Consider the following 16,557-nt stretch of genomic DNA (forward strand, 5'->3'; position numbering starts at 1 on the left):
TCCGGAATATCCAATCAATCAGCAAGAGAGGTAGGCGTCGCTCTCGGCTCTAGCATACCCGTTTGTTGATCAAGACCAGCCCCTCGCCCCAGCCCAGAGCCTGCAGCGGGGAGAATATTCAAAGCCATCTTACTCTCTAGCTCCCGATTGGGTTGGGCTAGGATAGGCATAGTCTTATGGTGCTAGCCAAAGATGCTGACCGAGAAGATTCCAACATGGCAGAAAAGCAATCAAAAAGCCTAATTTTTGGGATAGTGTTCTTGCTGTTTGGCATCTTGTTTGCTTTTCTCATCTATGTGCGACCCGATTTACTTCAGGTTCCAGCATGGGTTGCCTATGCCAGTGCTGGTGTGTTCTTGGTCTCAGGATTGCTAGCATTTACCGTCAACCTCAACCGTCTTGATCTACAAAAGGGGCTGATACTGCTGCTCATAACACTGCTCTGCCTGCCCTTTGGATGGATAGCTTTTGGACCAGGGATAAGAGAATGCTCAGCTCATGGCCATGGGGGATGGACTCAGCAAAGTGGTTTAGCCTGCCGTATTCCTTTTGGAGTAGGCATCCTATTTTTTTATATCACTTTCACTTGGGCAATAATTCGTGGCCAAGTGCCAAGCAAGGATACATAGAATAGACCTCTTGCATCATCGAGCTAACGATATGGTAGAGGGCTAATAATCCAAGCCAGATTGTGGCATAAATTGAATCCGTAATACCTCATGAAACAAAGCTAGAGGTTTACAGCTGTTTTTAGACTGTCATCCCTTTATTTCCATAACCGTTTCCACCAAGGCTCGGGTTTAGGATTTTGAAAGTCCATCTTCTGGCGAATATCCTGGATATTCCAGCCAGTCAACTTCGCTAGTGTTTGGGCTTCCTTCTCAAACCGAGCCGGGAGGGACCGCTTGTAGCGACGACCGGCCGGACAATCCGCCTCTTGCTTATAGGGGTGGCGCATCACGTACCGCCCTTGAAAGAGTTGACGGTTGCTGGTTTCTTGGAACATCAAATCTTCGGGAAATTTATCACGGCTATAACGAACATGAAGCCGGGTGATAAATACGCCCGTCGAACGAGGGGGCACCACAAAGTCCCCCTGAGGTCTTTCTGGCAGCCAGAAAACGCCTGCTTTACGCAATTCTTCTGGGTTTAACGGCGTTGCCGAACAGGGATCGCAACTACTCATATCCCACGCATATTCACGGAAGGCAACCCGCTTACCCGCTTTGGCATGGGCGGTCTCAAACATGGCGGTATAGAACTCACCAAACTCATCTTTCACAAATTCGGGAATCTCGCTATCCGTAGGAATATTGGCAGTGCGGTAGTTGACCAGCTCAGCCTGCCCCTTAGGAGAGAGCAAATACACAATCAAGTCTTGCTCCGCCTTGGCATTAATCATGCCCAACCGAATCGGCAGCATAAACTTAGGAGAATCAAAAGCCATCTGCAAAGGCCGCAGCTTCTGAAACTCGGATTTTTCAAATTCCTCTAAGTTGACCTTGGCAACGAAGAATTTCATATTCTGGCGAATATAAGGCTTGAGGAGCGATCGGGCCCCACGAGGGATTTTGTAGCCATTGCGATTGAGCCAGGTTTGGAGACCATTGGATTCTTTGGCACTGAGAATCACAATGTCATACTCGCCCACAGTGAACTGAGCTTCAATGGTGACCCCTAAATCAGCTTCAGCTAGAGATTCCTGAACAGGAGCTGAACTGGGGGCAGGTGAAAACACGCGATTAGACTTACGAAAAACCTGGCAGGGATTATCGTCAAAATATTCTACTAATCGGGGAGCGGAAAAATCATCCAGCCGTTGCAAGATGGTGGGATCACCCACATGCACTTGGTCTTCCTGCAGGAGCACAGGGACAGGCACCACCATGGCAAAGTCTTTAACGTCCCCTTTGAAGTCGTTGGCCATGGTCAGAACGGTGCGACTGCCATCTTTTGCGATCGCAACTTGAGACGCCTCGTTATACAAAGCCGTATCGGCTTTAGCGACATAAAATCCACAAAAGGCCAAAACATCGGGCGACAGGCTAGTCCACATCAGCACAGCCACCAGACAAGCACTAAGGAAACGTTTAATTTTCATGATCCCAAGAAACCGTCACTGAATTTCGGTCTATGCTAGCTCAACCTTTTCAGCCCACTATCTATCGTTACAAGAATTGCAACACTCAAAAGACAGAATAGGCCAGCGTAAGACTACGCCTCCATCAGCTTCAGGCACTATGAACATTCCTTGAGATACCGATACCCCTGAAGAGCTGCTCCCTAAGATTTTGTCGTTTTCTTAGCAGTGGTCTTTTTGGCAGCAGTTTTTTTAGTAGTTGTCTTCTTCGCAGTGGTCTTCTTAGTCGTTTTCTTTTTGGTGGTTGATTTGGCACGACTTGTCTTTTTCTTGCCTTTAGTCGAGGCTTTCTCTTCCAATAACGGCAAAGCCATTGCCAACGTCATATCCTCGACTTTTTTACCTTCGGGTATCGAGACATTCGTCTTATTGTGCTTGATATAAGGGCCATAGGGGCCATCATAAATATTGACTGGCGCTTCATCTTCAGGGTGATTGCCCAGTTCTTTCAAGGCTTTTTTCGTGCCTCGTCGTCCCCGAGTCCCTTTCGGCATTGCCAACAGTTCCAAGGCTCGCTCAAAAGAAATGGTAAACAGATCATCTTCTTTCTTTAAGGATCGATAATCTTTGCCTTCTTTGCCTTGGTCATGGACCACATAGGGGCCAAACCGGCCTAAACCCACCTGGACTTTGCAATCGGTATCAGGATGCTGTCCCAGTAACCGCGGCAAGGACAACAGCTCCACCGCCATTTCTAAGGTCACCGATTCCATCGCCACGCCTTTGGGGAGTGAGGCTCGTTTGGGCTTTTTATTTTCCTCAGTGACATCCCCCAGCTGCACATAGGGGCCATAGGCACCGAGCATAATATAGATGGGGTCTCCTTTCTCTGGATGAGAACCCAATTGTTGTGGACCTTCCAGCTTTTGTTTGAGGAGCTGCTCAATTTGTTCTGGGGTCAAATCCGCCGGCGTCATATCTTTGGGCAAAGACGCCTTTACTGGTTTTTCTTCATGCTCCGTCTCAATATAGGGACCAAAGCGGCCAATCCGCACCTTGGCCTCTAGATTGTCGAGGTCAATCGTACGAGCTTCACCGGGATCAATCTGGTCTTGCCGATTTTTGACTTGGGTTTCCAGGCCTTCATCACCCAAATAAAAATCGCTCAGATACGGCAGCCACTCCACCTCACCCGTTGAGATGCCATCCAATCTCCGCTCCATGCGCGCTGTAAAGCTGAGATCCACTAAGTCCGGGAAATGCTGCTCTAACAAAGCGGTAACCGCAAAGGCGGTAAAGGTAGGCACCAAAGCATTTGCCTGGCGCTGGGCATAGCCCCGGTCAATAATCGTGCCGATAACACTGGCATAGGTACTAGGACGACCAATCCCTTCTTTTTCCAGCGTTTTAACCAGAGATGCTTCTGTAAAGCGAGCAGGAGGCTGGGTCTCATGGCCAATGGGCGACAGCTCCGTGCATTCAGGCGTATCCCCTTGCTTCAGGGAAGGCAACAGCACCTCTTGATCATCTAGTGCCGCATCTGGATCGTCAGACCCTTCCACATAAGCGCGGAAAAATCCAGGAAAATCGATTCGTTTACCCGTAGACCGGAACCCAGCATCTTCGACTTCTAGATGAACCGTGATGTGGGTTTGACGCGCTTCGGCCATTTGGGTGGCCACAGTACGTTTCCAAATCAGTTCATACAGCTTACTCTCTGCGCCTTGAAGGCCCGTTTCTTTGGGAGTACGGAAGGTTTGTCCGGCGGGACGAATGGCTTCGTGAGCCTCCTGGGCCCCCTTGCTTTTTGTTTTATATTGTCTGGGTTCAGGGCTAAGGTAGTTTTTACCATAGAGGTCTTCCACACAGCCACGAGCGGCGGCAATGGCCTGTTGCGACAGATTCACCGAATCCGTTCGCATATAGGTAATAAATCCTTTTTCATAGAGGCTCTGGGCCACTCGCATGGTTTCCCGTGCCGACAGCCTTAGCTTTCGGTTGGCCTCCTGCTGCAACGTCGAGGTGATAAAGGGGGGCGCTGGTTTACGGGTGGAAGGGCGCTCATCTACACCGGCCACAGTCCAAGTCTTATCGGCAAGGCGCGTTTGTAAGGCCAAGGTCTCAGCCTCATTGAGCAGGACCACATCCCGACCCGCAACGATTTGCCCAGTGTTCTCGTCAAAATCATTGCCCGTCGCTAACCGCTTGCCGGCTAGAGTCACCAAACGAGATTCAAAGGCCGATTTATCTTTGCTAAGAGCTGCTTTTAAGTCCCAATAGCTACCTTGGCGGAAGGCGCGCCGCTCTCGCTCACGGGTCACTAGCAGCCGCACCGCCACAGACTGCACTCGCCCAGCTGACAAGCTAGGAGCAATTTTCTTCCATAACAAGGGAGATAAGGTATATCCCACCAATCGATCTAAAATACGGCGGGTTTCCTGAGCACGAACCAACCGCTGATCCACATCGCGACAATTGGTTAAGGCTGCTTTAATCGCTTCATCAGTAATTTCGTGAAAAACCATCCGCTTCGTCGGCACCTTGGGCTTCAGAAGCTGCAGCAAGTGCCAGCTAATACTTTCTCCTTCCCGGTCTTCGTCAGTGGCTAGCACTAACTCATCAGAATTTTTGAGGGCTTCTTTCAGCTCTTTGACAATTTTTTTCTTATCTTTAGGGACAACATATAGGGGTTCAAACTCTGCCTGAACGTTGACCCCTAAGCTGGACCATTTCTCACCTTTAACCGCTGCAGGAATTTCCGATGCAGTCCGCGGTAGATCACGAACATGCCCCATCGATGCTTCAACCCGGTATCCCGAAGGCAGATAATTGCGGATCGTTTTCGCCTTCGTAGGAGATTCAACAATAACCAGTGTGGACATAGTCTCAATGGGGAATGTGTGATGGACAAAAGATAAGCTGCCTTTGCCAATCCCAACCGAATTCATGCGGACAGACAAAGGAAGAACTAAATTCTTGCTTATGAAGGGCTGAGTTGCGATATGAACCTACCCTAACCTTAATCAGACGATTCAGTGGGTAGCTCAATGAACCCCTTCAAATTTTTTATAGCAAATGTTGCGAGTGTACCCTAAGTTTTTTGTCACTTGATCAACTAGTAGCTCCTCAAGTCTAGCCCGCTTCTCCCGGCAGAACGTCCCTTAACTTGGTATCTTGGTTGTTGGCGCTTGCGCGTTAAAATTCTCAACATAATCCTTGCCATTAAATTTCACTATTTGATGACTGGGCTTATGTCGCCAAAGATATTACCAATCTTGACTAATGGACGTTGCCAATCTCGCTAGCCAGCTAAATGCCACCACCATCTTGCCTGAAGGCGTTTTGGTGATCTCGTTGATTCTTGTTCTCCTTGGAGATATTACCTTTGGTCGTTCATCGGCAAAATGGACCCCATACCTTGCGATCGCAAGTTTGGTAGCCTGCCTCTATCTGCTATATACCCAGTGGGATCAAGCTAATCCCATCGGTTTTTTGGGTAGTTTTCATGCCGATAACCTCAGCATTGTTTTTAGAGCCATCATTGCCCTGTCGACCCTAGTCACCATCTTGATGTCGGTGCGCTATATCGAACAAGCGGGCAGCTCTATTGGCGAATTTATGACGATCCTGATGACCGCCACAGTCGGCGCCATGTTCCTCTGCGGCGCAGAAGAACTCGTCATGATTTTCATCTCTTTGGAAACCTTGAGTATCGCCTCCTACCTGATGACAGGCTACATGAAGCGCGATGCTCGCTCCAATGAAGCTGCCCTGAAATATTTGCTAATTGGTGCATCGAGTTCGGCGGTGTTCTTATACGGTTTATCCCTGCTCTACGGACTTTCCGGGGGCAAAACCCATTTGGATGACATCGCCCTGGCCCTAGCCGATACGTCAAAATCCTTGGCTTTAGTCATTTCCCTAGTGTTTGTGATTGCCAGTGTTAGCTTCAAAATCGCGGCAGTGCCTTTCCACCAATGGACACCCGATGTATATGAAGGCTCTCCCACACCAGTGGTTGCCTTCCTCTCCGTAGGGTCCAAAGCAGCTGGATTTGCCTTGGCTATTCGTCTGTTAACGCAAGCCTTCCCCAACTTAGTGGAGCAGTGGCAATTTATCTTCACTGCCTTGGCCATTTTGAGCATGGTGCTCGGCAATGTGGTCGCCATTGCTCAAACCAGTATGAAGCGGATGCTCGCCTATTCCTCCATTGGCCAAGCAGGCTTTGTCATGATTGGCCTTGTGCTTGGTACGGAAGCAGGTTATGCCAGCATGGTCTTCTACCTGCTGATTTACCTGTTTATGAACTTGGGTGCGTTTACCTGCGTGATTCTGTTCTCTCTCCGCACTGGAACAGATGAAATTGGTGATTATGCTGGACTCTATCTCAAAGATCCCCTTTTAACTCTAGCCTTGAGCCTCTGCTTGCTCTCCTTAGGAGGGATACCGCCTCTTGCGGGCTTCTTTGGCAAGCTGTACCTCTTCTGGGCCGGTTGGCAGGCTGGGGCCTATGGCCTAGTCATTCTGGGCCTAATTACCAGCGTGGTCTCGATCTACTACTACATTCGAGTGATCAAGATGATGGTGGTCAAAGAGCCCCAAGACATGTCTGAGGTGATCAAGAACTATCCCAGCATTGTTTGGAAACCCTTGGGTATGCGCCCCTTACAAATCGGCTTGGTCCTCACGCTGATTGCTACCTCTTTGGCTGGAGTCCTTTCCAACCCATTGCTAACGATTGTGAATAGCTCGGTTGCGGATGTTCCTCGCTTTAAACAAGCAGCAATCCCCACAACTATCGATGTTGCTGCCATTCATCCCGATACGCCTACGATTGCACCTGAGCTATAAACGGAACAGTAGGCCAAATAGGCAAGAGATCTGAGAGAAACTAGGGCGACTTCCAAAAGCAAGCAACCCTGACTTTGACAAAAGGATATCTCTTCTAGAAACAGCTTAAGGCCAGGCTTGAGCTCTAACAGAAAAAGAGCCTCCCCTATGGGAGGCTCTTTTTGTATGGCTTATTGAATAATGGCGTTGTAATGGATTTAGTAGGTTTCTACATGCCAGCGATGGGCCTTTTTCAAGGCTCGCTGATAGTCTGACCAATCCACACCATGCTTAGCAGCAGCAGCGGACATTCCTTCATCAATGCCGCCTTCCATACCTTTCAAACCACAAATATAGGTGTGGGTGTTTTCCTTCTGGACCAACTCCCATAATTTGTCGGCATTCTCAGCAATTCGGCTTTGGATATACATCTTGCTGCCATCTGCAGCCTTTTGCTCACGGCTAATGGCATAGGTCAAGCGGAAGTTGTCAGGATATTGGTTTTGTAACTCTTCTAGTTCTTCCTTATAAAGAATATTGGGGGTATAAGCGACACCGAAGAAGAGCCAGGCCAAGCCTTTGAACTTATAATTTTCGTGTTTTTCCTTAAACATCCGCCACAGATAGGCTCGGAAAGGCGCAATACCGGTTCCCGTTCCCATCATGATGATGTTGGCTTCAGGATCGTCGGGCAACAGCATTTCCTTACCGACAGGACCCGTAATTTTGACATCATCACCGGGATTCATGTCACATAGATGTTTGGAACACACCCCATAGACTCGCTCTCCAGTCTCAGGATGGTCATATTCCAGCTGACGAACACAGAGAGAAATGGTTTTATCATCTACCCGGTCGCCATGACGGGTCGAGGCAATGGAATAAAGGCGTAACTTATGGGGTTTGCCGTTGGCGTCTGTTCCAGCAGGGATAATGCCAATGCTTTGGCCTTCGATATAGCGTAGATCCCCTTCGGAAAGATCAAACGTGAGGTGCTGTACTTTACCTTCGCCTCCGTCTCGAACTAAGGCTTCATTCGATAAGCACTTGCCGATATAGGGCGTTTTAGGGCGGTAGATATTAACCGGGATATTGTCTTTTTTCTTAGCCTTTTTAGCTGACTGAGGTGGGGTAGCGGGCGCTTCGGGGGCTGGCTCTGCGATGATAGGCTTTTCCTCAACCTCGGGCACGTCAATGTTGACCATTTTGGCGCCAGCTTTGGCAAAATTTCTTAAGTCCTTTTTAAATCGATCGAACGGTTTTTCCATTATTTCTGAAGCTCTCCGAAGCTAACCTATCGTAATATTTTGCAATAAGATGTCTATGATTTCAAAGGAGTGTATTTTACACTTCTTAGGGTTTGGGTTTCAATTTGGCAAATCGTTCCGTATCCCAGGGAACAGCGCAATTGTATAACGGTCATAGACAATAGACCACGGCTTTAAACAAATCAGACTGATGGCAAAAGCCGATGAAGCCATTTGCAAAACGGATGAACTCAATCATTTCGGTCTGTAACGGAAAAGTTAAGGTGTGTTTCAACTTACCCTTAAGAACTTCTGTAGATAGGGTTTGGTCAAGATCTCCGTGATACGATTCGCTACGTAGCCGTTAAAAGTTTGGAGGATCGCCTTGACACTACGGGTAGCAGTTGTTGGGTCAGGGCCAGCCGGGTCATCAGCAGCAGAAACGCTGGTAAAGGCTGGTATTGAGACCTATTTGTTTGAGCGTAAATTAGATAACGCAAAGCCTTGTGGTGGTGCGATTCCGCTGTGCATGGTGGATGAATTTGATCTCCCCCTTGAGATTATTGACCGACAGGTTAGAAAGATGAGAATGATCTCTCCTTCTAACATTGAGGTGGATATCAATATCAAAAACGAGGGTGAGTATATCGGCATGTGCCGTCGAGAAGTACTTGACGGATTTATGCGCGATCGCGCCGCTAAATTAGGTGCGAAGTTGATCAACGGCACTGTCAATAAGCTAGATTTCCCCACTGGGGCCAATCAGCCTTACACGATTCACTATGCCGACTTAACTGGTGGTCGGACTGAAGGGGTAATGAAAACCCTTCAAGTCGATTTGGTCATTGGTGCTGATGGCGCCAACTCCAGAATTGCTAAAGAGATTAAAGCAGGCGACTACAACTATGCGATCGCATTTCAGGAGCGCATCCGCCTTCCTGATGAGTACATGGAGTACTACCAAGATCGTGCCGAGATGTATGTCGGTGATGATGTCTCTACGGACTTCTATGCCTGGGTATTCCCCAAGTACGATCACGTCGCCGTTGGCACTGGCACCATGAAGGTCAACCAAGCCGACATCAAGAAGCTGCAAGCGGGTATTCGTGCTCGTGCTGCCCATCGCCTCGTCGGTGGTGAAATCATCAAAGTGGAAGCTCACCCCATTCCCGAGCATCCTCGTCCTCGCCGGGTCGTCGGTCGGGTTGCCCTAGTCGGTGACGCTGCCGGTACAGTAACCAAGTCTTCTGGTGAAGGTATTTACTTTGCCGCCAAGTCTGCGCGGATGTGTGCAGAAACCATCGTTGAGTTTTCTAACAATGGTGAACGCATTCCCTCGGAAGAAGACCTCAAGGTCTATCTGAAGCGTTGGGACAAAGCTTACGGCATGACCTACAAGGTCTTGGACATTTTGCAGCGCGTGTTCTACCGCTCTGATGCCACTCGGGAAGCCTTTGTGGAAATGTGTGCGGATGAAGATGTACAGCAAATGACTTTCGATAGTTATTTGTATAAGACTGTGGTTCCCATGAATCCGCTGAAGCAGATCAAGATTACCGCTAAGACTTTAGGTAGCTTGATTCGGGGTAATGCTCTAGCTCCCTAAGTCCAGGGCTTGAGCACGTCTAAATTCAAAAACTCAAGCCCTTTAGATTTCATATCTAAAGGGCTTGAGTTTTTGAAAAACGCTGACCGAAATTTTGTTCAAAGACTATTTTTTAGGGATTTAAAACTTTCACTTGAATCCCTCGATGATCTTCATTCTCAGGAATATCGCCTGGTTTATCCGGTCCCGGCGTCAGCTCCACTTGCGGAGGGATGCCAATGCTAATTTCTTGGGGTTCGGGTAACTGCTTAGGCTGAGGTTGCCAAGACCGTATTCCCACTTCTTGAACCCCAAGAGTTTTAGCATCGCCAGTCTTTGAGGAAGCCGATGGCCGATTTTGCCCTCTTTGTTGAGCCATGGCATTTTCTCCCCCCATGCTCAACACCACCATCAATAGGGTTGTACAAACGAACGTTAATCTAAACATCGTTTTAGCTCTCTTTGTAATTAATAACCTAGCTAAACGGGGATAGCATTGAATTTCACAAGTTGAGTGAGCTGATTTACCCGTCTAAATTGACACATGGATCGGATTTTCCTCAGATATCTCCATTTTAGTGAATAGGTTCTTCACTTTTTTTGCCTAAAGTAACCAAATTCAAGACTTAAAATTTTCTTTAGATCTCCATTGTCTACAGGTGCAAGTCAGGATACCTCTCCCTGAAACCGATCGAAGACCCTTTATTCTGGGAAAGAAGACACAAAGGAGCCATAAGGCGATGGCTGTGACCATTGATCAGCTACGGAAATGGAAAGAACAGGGACGTCCCATCTCAGTCCTTACAGCCTGGGACTTTCCCTTCGCAACTTTATTAGACCAAGCAGGAGTCGATGTCCTACTAGTAGGAGACTCTTTGGCCATGGTTGCCTTAGGGTATTCCACCACCCTACCTCTGACCTTGGAAGAAATGCTCTACCACGCCCAAGCTGTCACCAGAGGGGTCAACCATGCCCTAGTGATTTGTGATCTGCCCTTTCTGAGTTATCAAGAAAGCCCTCAACAGGCCCTGAGAAGCGCTGGAACCCTATTGCAACAGGCAGGAGTAGCTGCCGTCAAACTAGAGGGAGGGTATCCAGACATGGCAGCAACCGTTCACTATTTGGTGGAGCGAGGGATTCCGGTGATGGGACATGTGGGCTTAACTCCCCAGTCTGTCCATCAGTTCAGCGGCTATCGACGCCAAGGAACCTCTGATGCAGACGCAGACCGTATTTTACAAGAAGCCATTGCCCTGGAAGCAGCAGGCGCTTTTGCGATTGTTCTGGAGCATATTCCTGCCCCCCTAGCCGCGAAAATCACCCAAACGTTAGCCATCCCCACCATTGGCATTGGCGCTGGTGCAGGATGTGATGGCCAAGTGCTGGTTACAGCCGATATGTTGGGCTTATCTGCATGGCAACCTCCCTTTGCCAAAGCCTATACCAATCTGCAGGAATCGATTACTGGAGCAGTGAAGCAATTTTGTGATGATGTTCGTAATCATCAATTTCCCCAATAGTGCCTATTCCAAATCCAGCCACCCCGCTGAAACCGAATAGAAAGCGATAAGGTAATAAGGTAAAGATGTGGCCTAGCTGGGAAAGGAAGGGATGAATGCCTATCATCGCCGTGATTGACTACGATATGGGCAATCTGCATTCAGCCTGTAAGGGACTACAAGAAGCTGGAGCACAAACAATTGTCAGCGATCGCCCAGAGGATCTGGTATCTGCCGATGCAGTCGTCCTCCCCGGAGTGGGAGCTTTTGATCCAGCGATGCAGCATTTGCGATCGCGTCATCTCATCCCCGTCATCCAAGACATTCTCGCCAGCGGCAAGCCCTTTCTGGGGATTTGTTTAGGGCTACAAATTTTGTTTGAGGGTAGCGAAGAAGGGACTGAAGCTGGATTAGGCATTATTTCCGGCACGGTCAAGCGATTCCAATCCGAACCGGACATTACAATTCCCCATATGGGCTGGAACCAACTGGAGTATCAACAGCCCGATCTACCCCTGTGGCGTCATTCTCCTACTAATCCTTGGATGTATTTTGTCCATTCCTATTACGTTGATCCGGTTGACCCTACCGTCAAAGCAGCCACCGTCACCCACGGCACTCAGACCATTACCGCAGCCATTGCCCAGGACAACTTAATGGCAGTCCAGTTTCACCCTGAGAAATCCTCCACCTTCGGACTACAAATCCTGGCTAACTTTGTTGAGCAGGTGCAGGCTACCTTGGCGACTCCCGCTGTTTAAATCTCCCATGAATTACTTAATTGCAGTCTTAGCTGATCGAATCCAAGCAGAAGCCGCCTATACCGATTTAGAAAAATCAGGAATTCCCCTCACCCAAGTCTCAATATTGGGCAGAGGCTATAAAAGCGCCGATGAATTTGGTTTTATCGACCCCAAAAAGCCAGCCCGAGAACAAGCTCGACGACTGATGAACTTCTCCATCCCTTTAGGGTTGATCTTTGGATCAACCTTTGAGTTATATACTGGCATTCGCCTCTTCCCTGGAGTGGGAACGGTGATTAATGTCATCTTAGGAGGACTACTCGGCGCTTCCTTTGGAGCCTTTGGCGGACTCTTTTCAGGCGGCCTGACCGGTTTAACGACCGGCAGTGGAGATGCATTGGTTTATCGCAATCGTTTAAACGCCGGGAAATATATCGTGGTGGTCAAAGGCACAGACCCACTGACCCGCAAAGCCACCGATATCCTGCAACGATATGATCCCGAAAATATCCAAGGCTATGTTGAACCTCCAGACTGATGGTCAGAATTTACGGTAACCGTCAGATTAAAACCCTGCCAGGCTTACAAACCCGCCCAACCACCGCACGGGTGCGAGAAGCCTTATTTAATCGTTGGCAACATCATCTCCAGGGCTGCCATTGGCTAGACCTCTGTGCTGGTAGTGGCTCCATGGGGGCCGAAGCCCTTTGCCGAGAAGCCGCAGTGGTCTATGGAATTGAACAGGCAGGAGAGGCTTGCCGCATCATCCGCCAGAACTGGCAGTCCGTAGCCAACCCACCTCAAACATTTCAAGTTCTGCGAGGAGATGTTGTCAAACGGCTAGCTAAATTGCAAGGCCAGTCCTTCGATCGGATTTATTTTGATCCCCCCTATGATGGCGGTTTATATGAAGCGGTACTGGATGCGATCGCAACGTATAACCTCCTCCAAGCAACTGGAGAACTTGCTGTCGAACACCGTCCCCAGCAGCCCTTTTCTATTCCCACAGCCTTCCAAATCAGTCATGCACGCGTCTATGGCAACACGGCCCTAACCTTTTTCCAGGTCACGCAGCCTTCATAAACAAAATCAGAGAGATGGGCTCATCTCTCTGATTTACAGGTAACAAATATTGTGGACAGCTCAACAGAGCTGTTTTCCTCGAGGCTTAACAAACTTTAGCCAACCTCTTCTCCACGCTTGTATTGTTGCCATGCAGCGACAAATAGTCCAGCTAGAGTCACTGGAACTAGGCCAAGTACAATACCTGCTAACAGAGGTTCTACCACGGTGATAACTCCTTTGTGTACGCGTTAAAACAGCGTCTGAATCGTCCTTCCCTACTCTAGTAACCTTTGGGAACCTTGACAAGCGAATGCTCATTATTCCTTAGTTAAAGCATTTTTCAAATCTATTCATACGGGTTGTTATCATAGGGAAAATATCCAAACTTTAAATGCGATCAGAAATTGAAACAACCTACTTTTTGATCCGTCTTGACAGTAATATCACCTTAGGCCAAGCCCCTAGGCGACCTGATTGCTGACCCATAACTACCTATTTTTACTTTTTTATGAACGGCTCTTCTAATCAACTGTTTTCAAAATCATGGCAAAGACCTGGGAATCTTGCCATGATGGCTTCGGTCGCTGCCCATGGTGTTTTATTTGCTGGTCTAGCACTGGTTCCAGCAACAGGCCAGCAAACAGACAAAAAACAACTTCGAGTCGTTAGCCTTCTCAAATCTCAACCCAATCCAGGCCCTCGACCAAACCAAGCCATTGATCCAAACGCTCCACCCCCTGCACCCGGTGTAGCCGGTTTACCCCTGAACATCACCACCCCTGATGGTCTAGCTGAATTGCCCGTTACTGATACCCCCAATCCAGCATTTGACCCCTTTGCCTCTTCTATTGTTGAGTTACCTCCTCCGCCACCGCAGACTAGTTTTACCCCCTTTAATCCCAGTTCTTTAGCATCATTACCCCCGAGACGAACGCCTGCCCCACCTCAGCAAACGCCACCCCCCAGTAACTCCGGTCCATCTTTGAGTGATGAGGACTTCCAGGCATGGCTCAATGGAACCTCTGATTTACCGAATTTGCCACCGGATCCAGGATCTACAGGTCCTTTGCCTCCACCAGGCACTGCACCCGGTCCGGTTGCGAGCAATATCCCACCTGCCAACCCAGCCAATGTGGGCGGGATAGACAGTAGTGATAACCCTAACGACAGTAATTCCCTGGCCTCCTCTTCCATCGCCCCTCCGGCCCAAAGTGTAAAACGTTTTGTTGCCTACGACTATCCCAAAGACGCCTGTCAGGATCGCTTAGAAGGTAAGGCTGAATATCGGATTTGGGTCAGCTCAAAAGCGGCTCCTGTAGTCTCCGATATTGTTCTATCTACCAACTCGCCCATTCTCGATCGGGCGGTCCAAAATGCGGCTAAAAAATACAAAATCAAGGCCGAGGACGCCAACAAAATTGTTGTTTTACCCTTCGACATTAAATATTCTCAATCAGTTTGTGCTGTCAAGACACCTGATCCACCTACCCCAGAACCTGTTCTACCTCCAGCCACTCCAGCTCCGACTCCCAAACCAGCAGCACCCACCAATACAGCACCTGAGACTCCTTCACCGGCGCAACCGCTTACTCCCCCTACGCCAGCAGCACCACAGCCTAATTTACCTCCGGTGAATCCAGCACAGCCTGTTCCCCCTACTGCACCTCAACCTCCAGCCCAATCAGCTCCGGCTCTGCCCCCTCAGCCAGCCCAACCCCCTGCTCCTATAGCACCAGCCCCCAGTAATCCAGTGCAGCCTGCTGTCCCCATCCAAGAGCCACCCACTAACTCAGATCTACCTCCTGAACCCGCCGCTCCGCAGCCGGCACCGGCCCCACCTACTAGTCCTCAGCCTCCGGCAGCAGCTCCACCAGCAGCGCCTAGTGCACCCGCTGCTCCAGCAGCAGCACCCATTCCATCAGCAGCACCCGCTGCCCCTCCGACAGGTGACGCTCCAGCAAATTAATTTGGGAAAGACAACAAGTTCCGTCAAGGTTGGGAATATGTTCAGACGTTGGTAAGGCTCGTTCAGACAGAATTTCAGCCAACGACTTCAATCCTGCCCACCATGCCTGCTTCGGTATGGCCTGGGACCGTACATCGAAGTGAATAGATACCAGAGCGCAGTGGAACAAACACCCACTCTGCTTCAGTATTGGCTCTTAATTCTAATTCGTGAATTGCACCTTTAATTTCTACATTCCCAGCATCAACTTTTTGTGACCAAATCCCATCTGCAAAATCTTTAGCGGTGAAGTAGTGCTTTTGGTCACTAGGGTTGCTTAAGTGCAGGTTATAGCGACGACCCGGTTCAAATTGCAGATCATCGGGGAAAAATTGCAAGGCTCCTGCCTCATTTCCCAATGCAACATATACATCAACAGCAGGTTGTTTTGCTAAATTGGTTGCTGCAATTCCTGCCCCAGAACAGCCAAATATCGTACCCATTGTGAGAAGTGTAACGACGACCAAGGCCAGAACTGTTTGACGAAATCCATGATTCATAGCGTGTCTCCTAAAAAGAATGGAGATCGATAGCCGATCGCATTCAAATGCGGCTTTGAATGCAATTATATCGCCGCGCCATAAACTATTCCTAGTCTCCTTCTAAAAGAACTACCATTTATCTTATTAAAGAAATAAAATGCGTAATTCATAGCAGCCTCAAAGAATTGCTATGAATTAAATTAGACTTTAGCTACATCTTTGGAAGTGGGGTACTTTTTCCCAAAGAGTTTTGGCCAAAACAAGCCCGTATTTTCTCGATACTGTTCAAAGTCTGCATATCGCGATAGAGAGCGATCTTTTTTGAGCATATTGGGAATAAAAACAGCCCCAAAAAACCCGCCAAGGATGACAAAAGGCAACCAATGCATTGTCAACATGGCAAAGGATATATAAATAAATATTTCACCCAAATAGTTAGGGTTCCGACAACGAGCAAAAAAGCCTTCAGTAATCAATCTCGGTTGATACTTGAGAATGAAATATTTTTGAGCATCACTCCCAAAGTGGAGAAATACGCCAGCAATATTAAGTGCTATAGCACCAGCTATTAAAGGCACAGTCGGTTCAATACGACGACTTATTAAAATGTATGGGGCAATCCAATATAGACTGATGAGTCCAAATCCCAGCAAGTGAATTGGCCAGGGAAATTGCTGTTCCCATTGTTTATCGGGAAACAGCTGATCTTTTAATAACCACAGCAACCCATAGGTGCCATGCAAGACCAGATAAACCCAAGCCCCTAGCATGAAGTTTTGATAAACCAGCATCAAGCCCAGGATAAATATGAAGGTCGTTCCTTTATGAAGATTGATGCAATGCTTGATCTTCATCATTTCCCCCTTCTAATAATGGGTGAGCCTTTGCCGACCAACTTACATTTCTCAGCTACTCAAATTGATGCTGGGAATGCAGTCTTTCCACCAAGTTATCATTAACCCAAAAGCCAAAAAATATTGCTGCATTGGTATAAAAAGGATACTGACCTAAGATGCACCCA

General features: G+C 48.4%; 16 protein-coding genes. 8 read left to right on the forward strand and 8 right to left on the reverse strand.

Going from position 1 to position 16,557, the window contains the following annotated elements; translation table 11 throughout:
* Window positions 1-14 precede the first annotated feature (14 nt).
* Window positions 15-170, reverse strand: a complete 156-nt coding sequence (locus I1H34_RS21665; protein WP_212662999.1) for a hypothetical protein — start codon at window positions 168-170, stop codon at window positions 15-17.
* Between the two features lie 6 nt (window positions 171-176).
* On the opposite strand from I1H34_RS21665, the gene I1H34_RS21670 reads away from it, so the two are divergent.
* A complete protein-coding gene (locus tag I1H34_RS21670) occupies window positions 177-629 on the forward strand; it encodes a hypothetical protein (RefSeq protein ID WP_212663000.1) in 453 nt (150 codons plus the stop codon).
* A gap of 137 nt (window positions 630-766) precedes the next feature.
* On the opposite strand, the gene I1H34_RS21675 is transcribed toward I1H34_RS21670, so the two are convergent.
* Together I1H34_RS21675 and topA are read right to left on the reverse strand one after the other, a co-directional pair.
* Window positions 767-2,101 carry a DUF2330 domain-containing protein gene (locus tag I1H34_RS21675; protein ID WP_212663001.1) on the reverse strand — a complete coding sequence of 445 codons (1,335 nt, stop codon included), beginning with the start codon at window positions 2,099-2,101 and terminating at the stop codon, window positions 767-769.
* A gap of 182 nt (window positions 2,102-2,283) precedes the next feature.
* The gene (gene topA / locus I1H34_RS21680) at window positions 2,284-4,962 is read right to left on the reverse strand and encodes a type I DNA topoisomerase (RefSeq protein ID WP_212663002.1); all 2,679 of its coding nucleotides are present in this window, start codon (window positions 4,960-4,962) and stop codon (window positions 2,284-2,286) included.
* 400 nt (window positions 4,963-5,362) lie between these two features.
* On the opposite strand from topA, the gene I1H34_RS21685 reads away from it, so the two are divergent.
* Window positions 5,363-6,931 carry an NAD(P)H-quinone oxidoreductase subunit N gene (locus I1H34_RS21685; RefSeq protein WP_212663003.1) on the forward strand — a complete coding sequence of 523 codons (1,569 nt, stop codon included), beginning with the start codon at window positions 5,363-5,365 and terminating at the stop codon, window positions 6,929-6,931.
* Between the two features lie 197 nt (window positions 6,932-7,128).
* Here the strand turns inward: I1H34_RS21685 and petH are convergent, their stop codons facing one another.
* Complete coding sequence (gene petH / locus I1H34_RS21690) at window positions 7,129-8,178, reverse strand: ferredoxin--NADP reductase (protein ID WP_212663004.1); 1,050 nt, start codon at window positions 8,176-8,178, stop codon at window positions 7,129-7,131.
* 364 nt (window positions 8,179-8,542) lie between these two features.
* Between petH and chlP the strand changes: the two genes are divergently transcribed.
* Window positions 8,543-9,763, forward strand: a complete 1,221-nt coding sequence (gene chlP / locus I1H34_RS21695) for a geranylgeranyl reductase (RefSeq protein WP_212663005.1) — start codon at window positions 8,543-8,545, stop codon at window positions 9,761-9,763.
* Between the two features lie 112 nt (window positions 9,764-9,875).
* Here chlP and I1H34_RS21700 read toward each other — a convergent pair whose 3' ends face one another.
* A complete protein-coding gene (locus tag I1H34_RS21700) occupies window positions 9,876-10,190 on the reverse strand; it encodes a hypothetical protein (RefSeq protein ID WP_212663006.1) in 315 nt (104 codons plus the stop codon).
* Window positions 10,191-10,482: 292 nt separating this feature from the next.
* Here I1H34_RS21700 and panB point away from each other — a divergent pair, with 292 nt between their 5' ends.
* The 4 genes from panB to rsmD all read left to right on the forward strand — a co-directional run bounded on the left by panB (window position 10,483) and on the right by rsmD (window position 13,067).
* Complete coding sequence (gene panB / locus I1H34_RS21705) at window positions 10,483-11,262, forward strand: 3-methyl-2-oxobutanoate hydroxymethyltransferase (protein ID WP_212663007.1); 780 nt, start codon at window positions 10,483-10,485, stop codon at window positions 11,260-11,262.
* Between the two features lie 95 nt (window positions 11,263-11,357).
* Window positions 11,358-12,002 (forward strand): imidazole glycerol phosphate synthase subunit HisH, encoded by a 645-nt coding sequence (gene hisH / locus I1H34_RS21710; protein ID WP_212663008.1) that lies wholly within the window; start codon window positions 11,358-11,360, stop codon window positions 12,000-12,002.
* Between the two features lie 7 nt (window positions 12,003-12,009).
* Window positions 12,010-12,522 (forward strand): hypothetical protein, encoded by a 513-nt coding sequence (locus I1H34_RS21715; protein ID WP_212663009.1) that lies wholly within the window; start codon window positions 12,010-12,012, stop codon window positions 12,520-12,522.
* Entirely contained in the window at window positions 12,522-13,067 is a 546-nt protein-coding gene (gene rsmD, locus I1H34_RS21720; RefSeq protein WP_212663010.1) for a 16S rRNA (guanine(966)-N(2))-methyltransferase RsmD, read from the forward strand. Before I1H34_RS21715 ends, rsmD begins: the two co-directional genes overlap by 1 nt.
* A 95-nt stretch (window positions 13,068-13,162) precedes the next feature.
* Here rsmD and petG read toward each other — a convergent pair whose 3' ends face one another.
* The gene (gene petG / locus I1H34_RS21725) at window positions 13,163-13,273 is read right to left on the reverse strand and encodes a cytochrome b6-f complex subunit V (RefSeq protein ID WP_010474545.1); all 111 of its coding nucleotides are present in this window, start codon (window positions 13,271-13,273) and stop codon (window positions 13,163-13,165) included.
* A 344-nt stretch (window positions 13,274-13,617) separates the two neighbouring features.
* Between petG and I1H34_RS21730 the strand changes: the two genes are divergently transcribed.
* Entirely contained in the window at window positions 13,618-15,015 is a 1,398-nt protein-coding gene (locus tag I1H34_RS21730; protein ID WP_212663011.1) for an energy transducer TonB, read from the forward strand.
* Between the two features lie 74 nt (window positions 15,016-15,089).
* On the opposite strand, the gene I1H34_RS21735 is transcribed toward I1H34_RS21730, so the two are convergent.
* Both I1H34_RS21735 and I1H34_RS21740 read right to left on the reverse strand, forming a co-directional pair.
* Window positions 15,090-15,554: a plastocyanin/azurin family copper-binding protein gene (locus I1H34_RS21735; protein ID WP_212663012.1), complete on the reverse strand. Its 465-nt coding sequence runs from the start codon at window positions 15,552-15,554 to the stop codon at window positions 15,090-15,092.
* A gap of 182 nt (window positions 15,555-15,736) precedes the next feature.
* Window positions 15,737-16,390 carry a methyltransferase family protein gene (locus I1H34_RS21740; RefSeq protein WP_212666382.1) on the reverse strand — a complete coding sequence of 218 codons (654 nt, stop codon included), beginning with the start codon at window positions 16,388-16,390 and terminating at the stop codon, window positions 15,737-15,739.
* Window positions 16,391-16,557 lie beyond the last annotated feature (167 nt).

The sequence above is a fragment of the Acaryochloris marina S15 genome (assembly GCF_018336915.1).
In the GTDB taxonomy this organism is placed as follows: domain Bacteria; phylum Cyanobacteriota; class Cyanobacteriia; order Thermosynechococcales; family Thermosynechococcaceae; genus Acaryochloris; species Acaryochloris marina_A.

What these genes read in the sequence shown, in the direction of transcription:
- I1H34_RS21685 (WP_212663003.1), top strand. Translation starts at nt 5,363, where the DNA reads ATGGACGTTGCCAATCTCGCTAGCCAGCTAAATGCCACCACCATCTTG.
- I1H34_RS21670 (WP_212663000.1), top strand. Translation starts at nt 177, where the DNA reads ATGGTGCTAGCCAAAGATGCTGACCGAGAAGATTCCAACATGGCAGAA.
- rsmD (WP_212663010.1), top strand. Translation starts at nt 12,522, where the DNA reads ATGGTCAGAATTTACGGTAACCGTCAGATTAAAACCCTGCCAGGCTTA.
- hisH (WP_212663008.1), top strand. Translation starts at nt 11,358, where the DNA reads ATGCCTATCATCGCCGTGATTGACTACGATATGGGCAATCTGCATTCA.
- I1H34_RS21665 (WP_212662999.1), bottom strand. Translation starts at nt 170, where the DNA reads ATGCCTATCCTAGCCCAACCCAATCGGGAGCTAGAGAGTAAGATGGCT.
- panB (WP_212663007.1), top strand. Translation starts at nt 10,483, where the DNA reads ATGGCTGTGACCATTGATCAGCTACGGAAATGGAAAGAACAGGGACGT.
- petH (WP_212663004.1), bottom strand. Translation starts at nt 8,178, where the DNA reads ATGGAAAAACCGTTCGATCGATTTAAAAAGGACTTAAGAAATTTTGCC.
- I1H34_RS21675 (WP_212663001.1), bottom strand. Translation starts at nt 2,101, where the DNA reads ATGAAAATTAAACGTTTCCTTAGTGCTTGTCTGGTGGCTGTGCTGATG.
- I1H34_RS21700 (WP_212663006.1), bottom strand. Translation starts at nt 10,190, where the DNA reads ATGTTTAGATTAACGTTCGTTTGTACAACCCTATTGATGGTGGTGTTG.
- I1H34_RS21735 (WP_212663012.1), bottom strand. Translation starts at nt 15,554, where the DNA reads ATGAATCATGGATTTCGTCAAACAGTTCTGGCCTTGGTCGTCGTTACA.
- I1H34_RS21740 (WP_212666382.1), bottom strand. Translation starts at nt 16,390, where the DNA reads ATGAAGATCAAGCATTGCATCAATCTTCATAAAGGAACGACCTTCATA.
- I1H34_RS21730 (WP_212663011.1), top strand. Translation starts at nt 13,618, where the DNA reads ATGATGGCTTCGGTCGCTGCCCATGGTGTTTTATTTGCTGGTCTAGCA.
- topA (WP_212663002.1), bottom strand. Translation starts at nt 4,962, where the DNA reads ATGTCCACACTGGTTATTGTTGAATCTCCTACGAAGGCGAAAACGATC.
- I1H34_RS21715 (WP_212663009.1), top strand. Translation starts at nt 12,010, where the DNA reads ATGAATTACTTAATTGCAGTCTTAGCTGATCGAATCCAAGCAGAAGCC.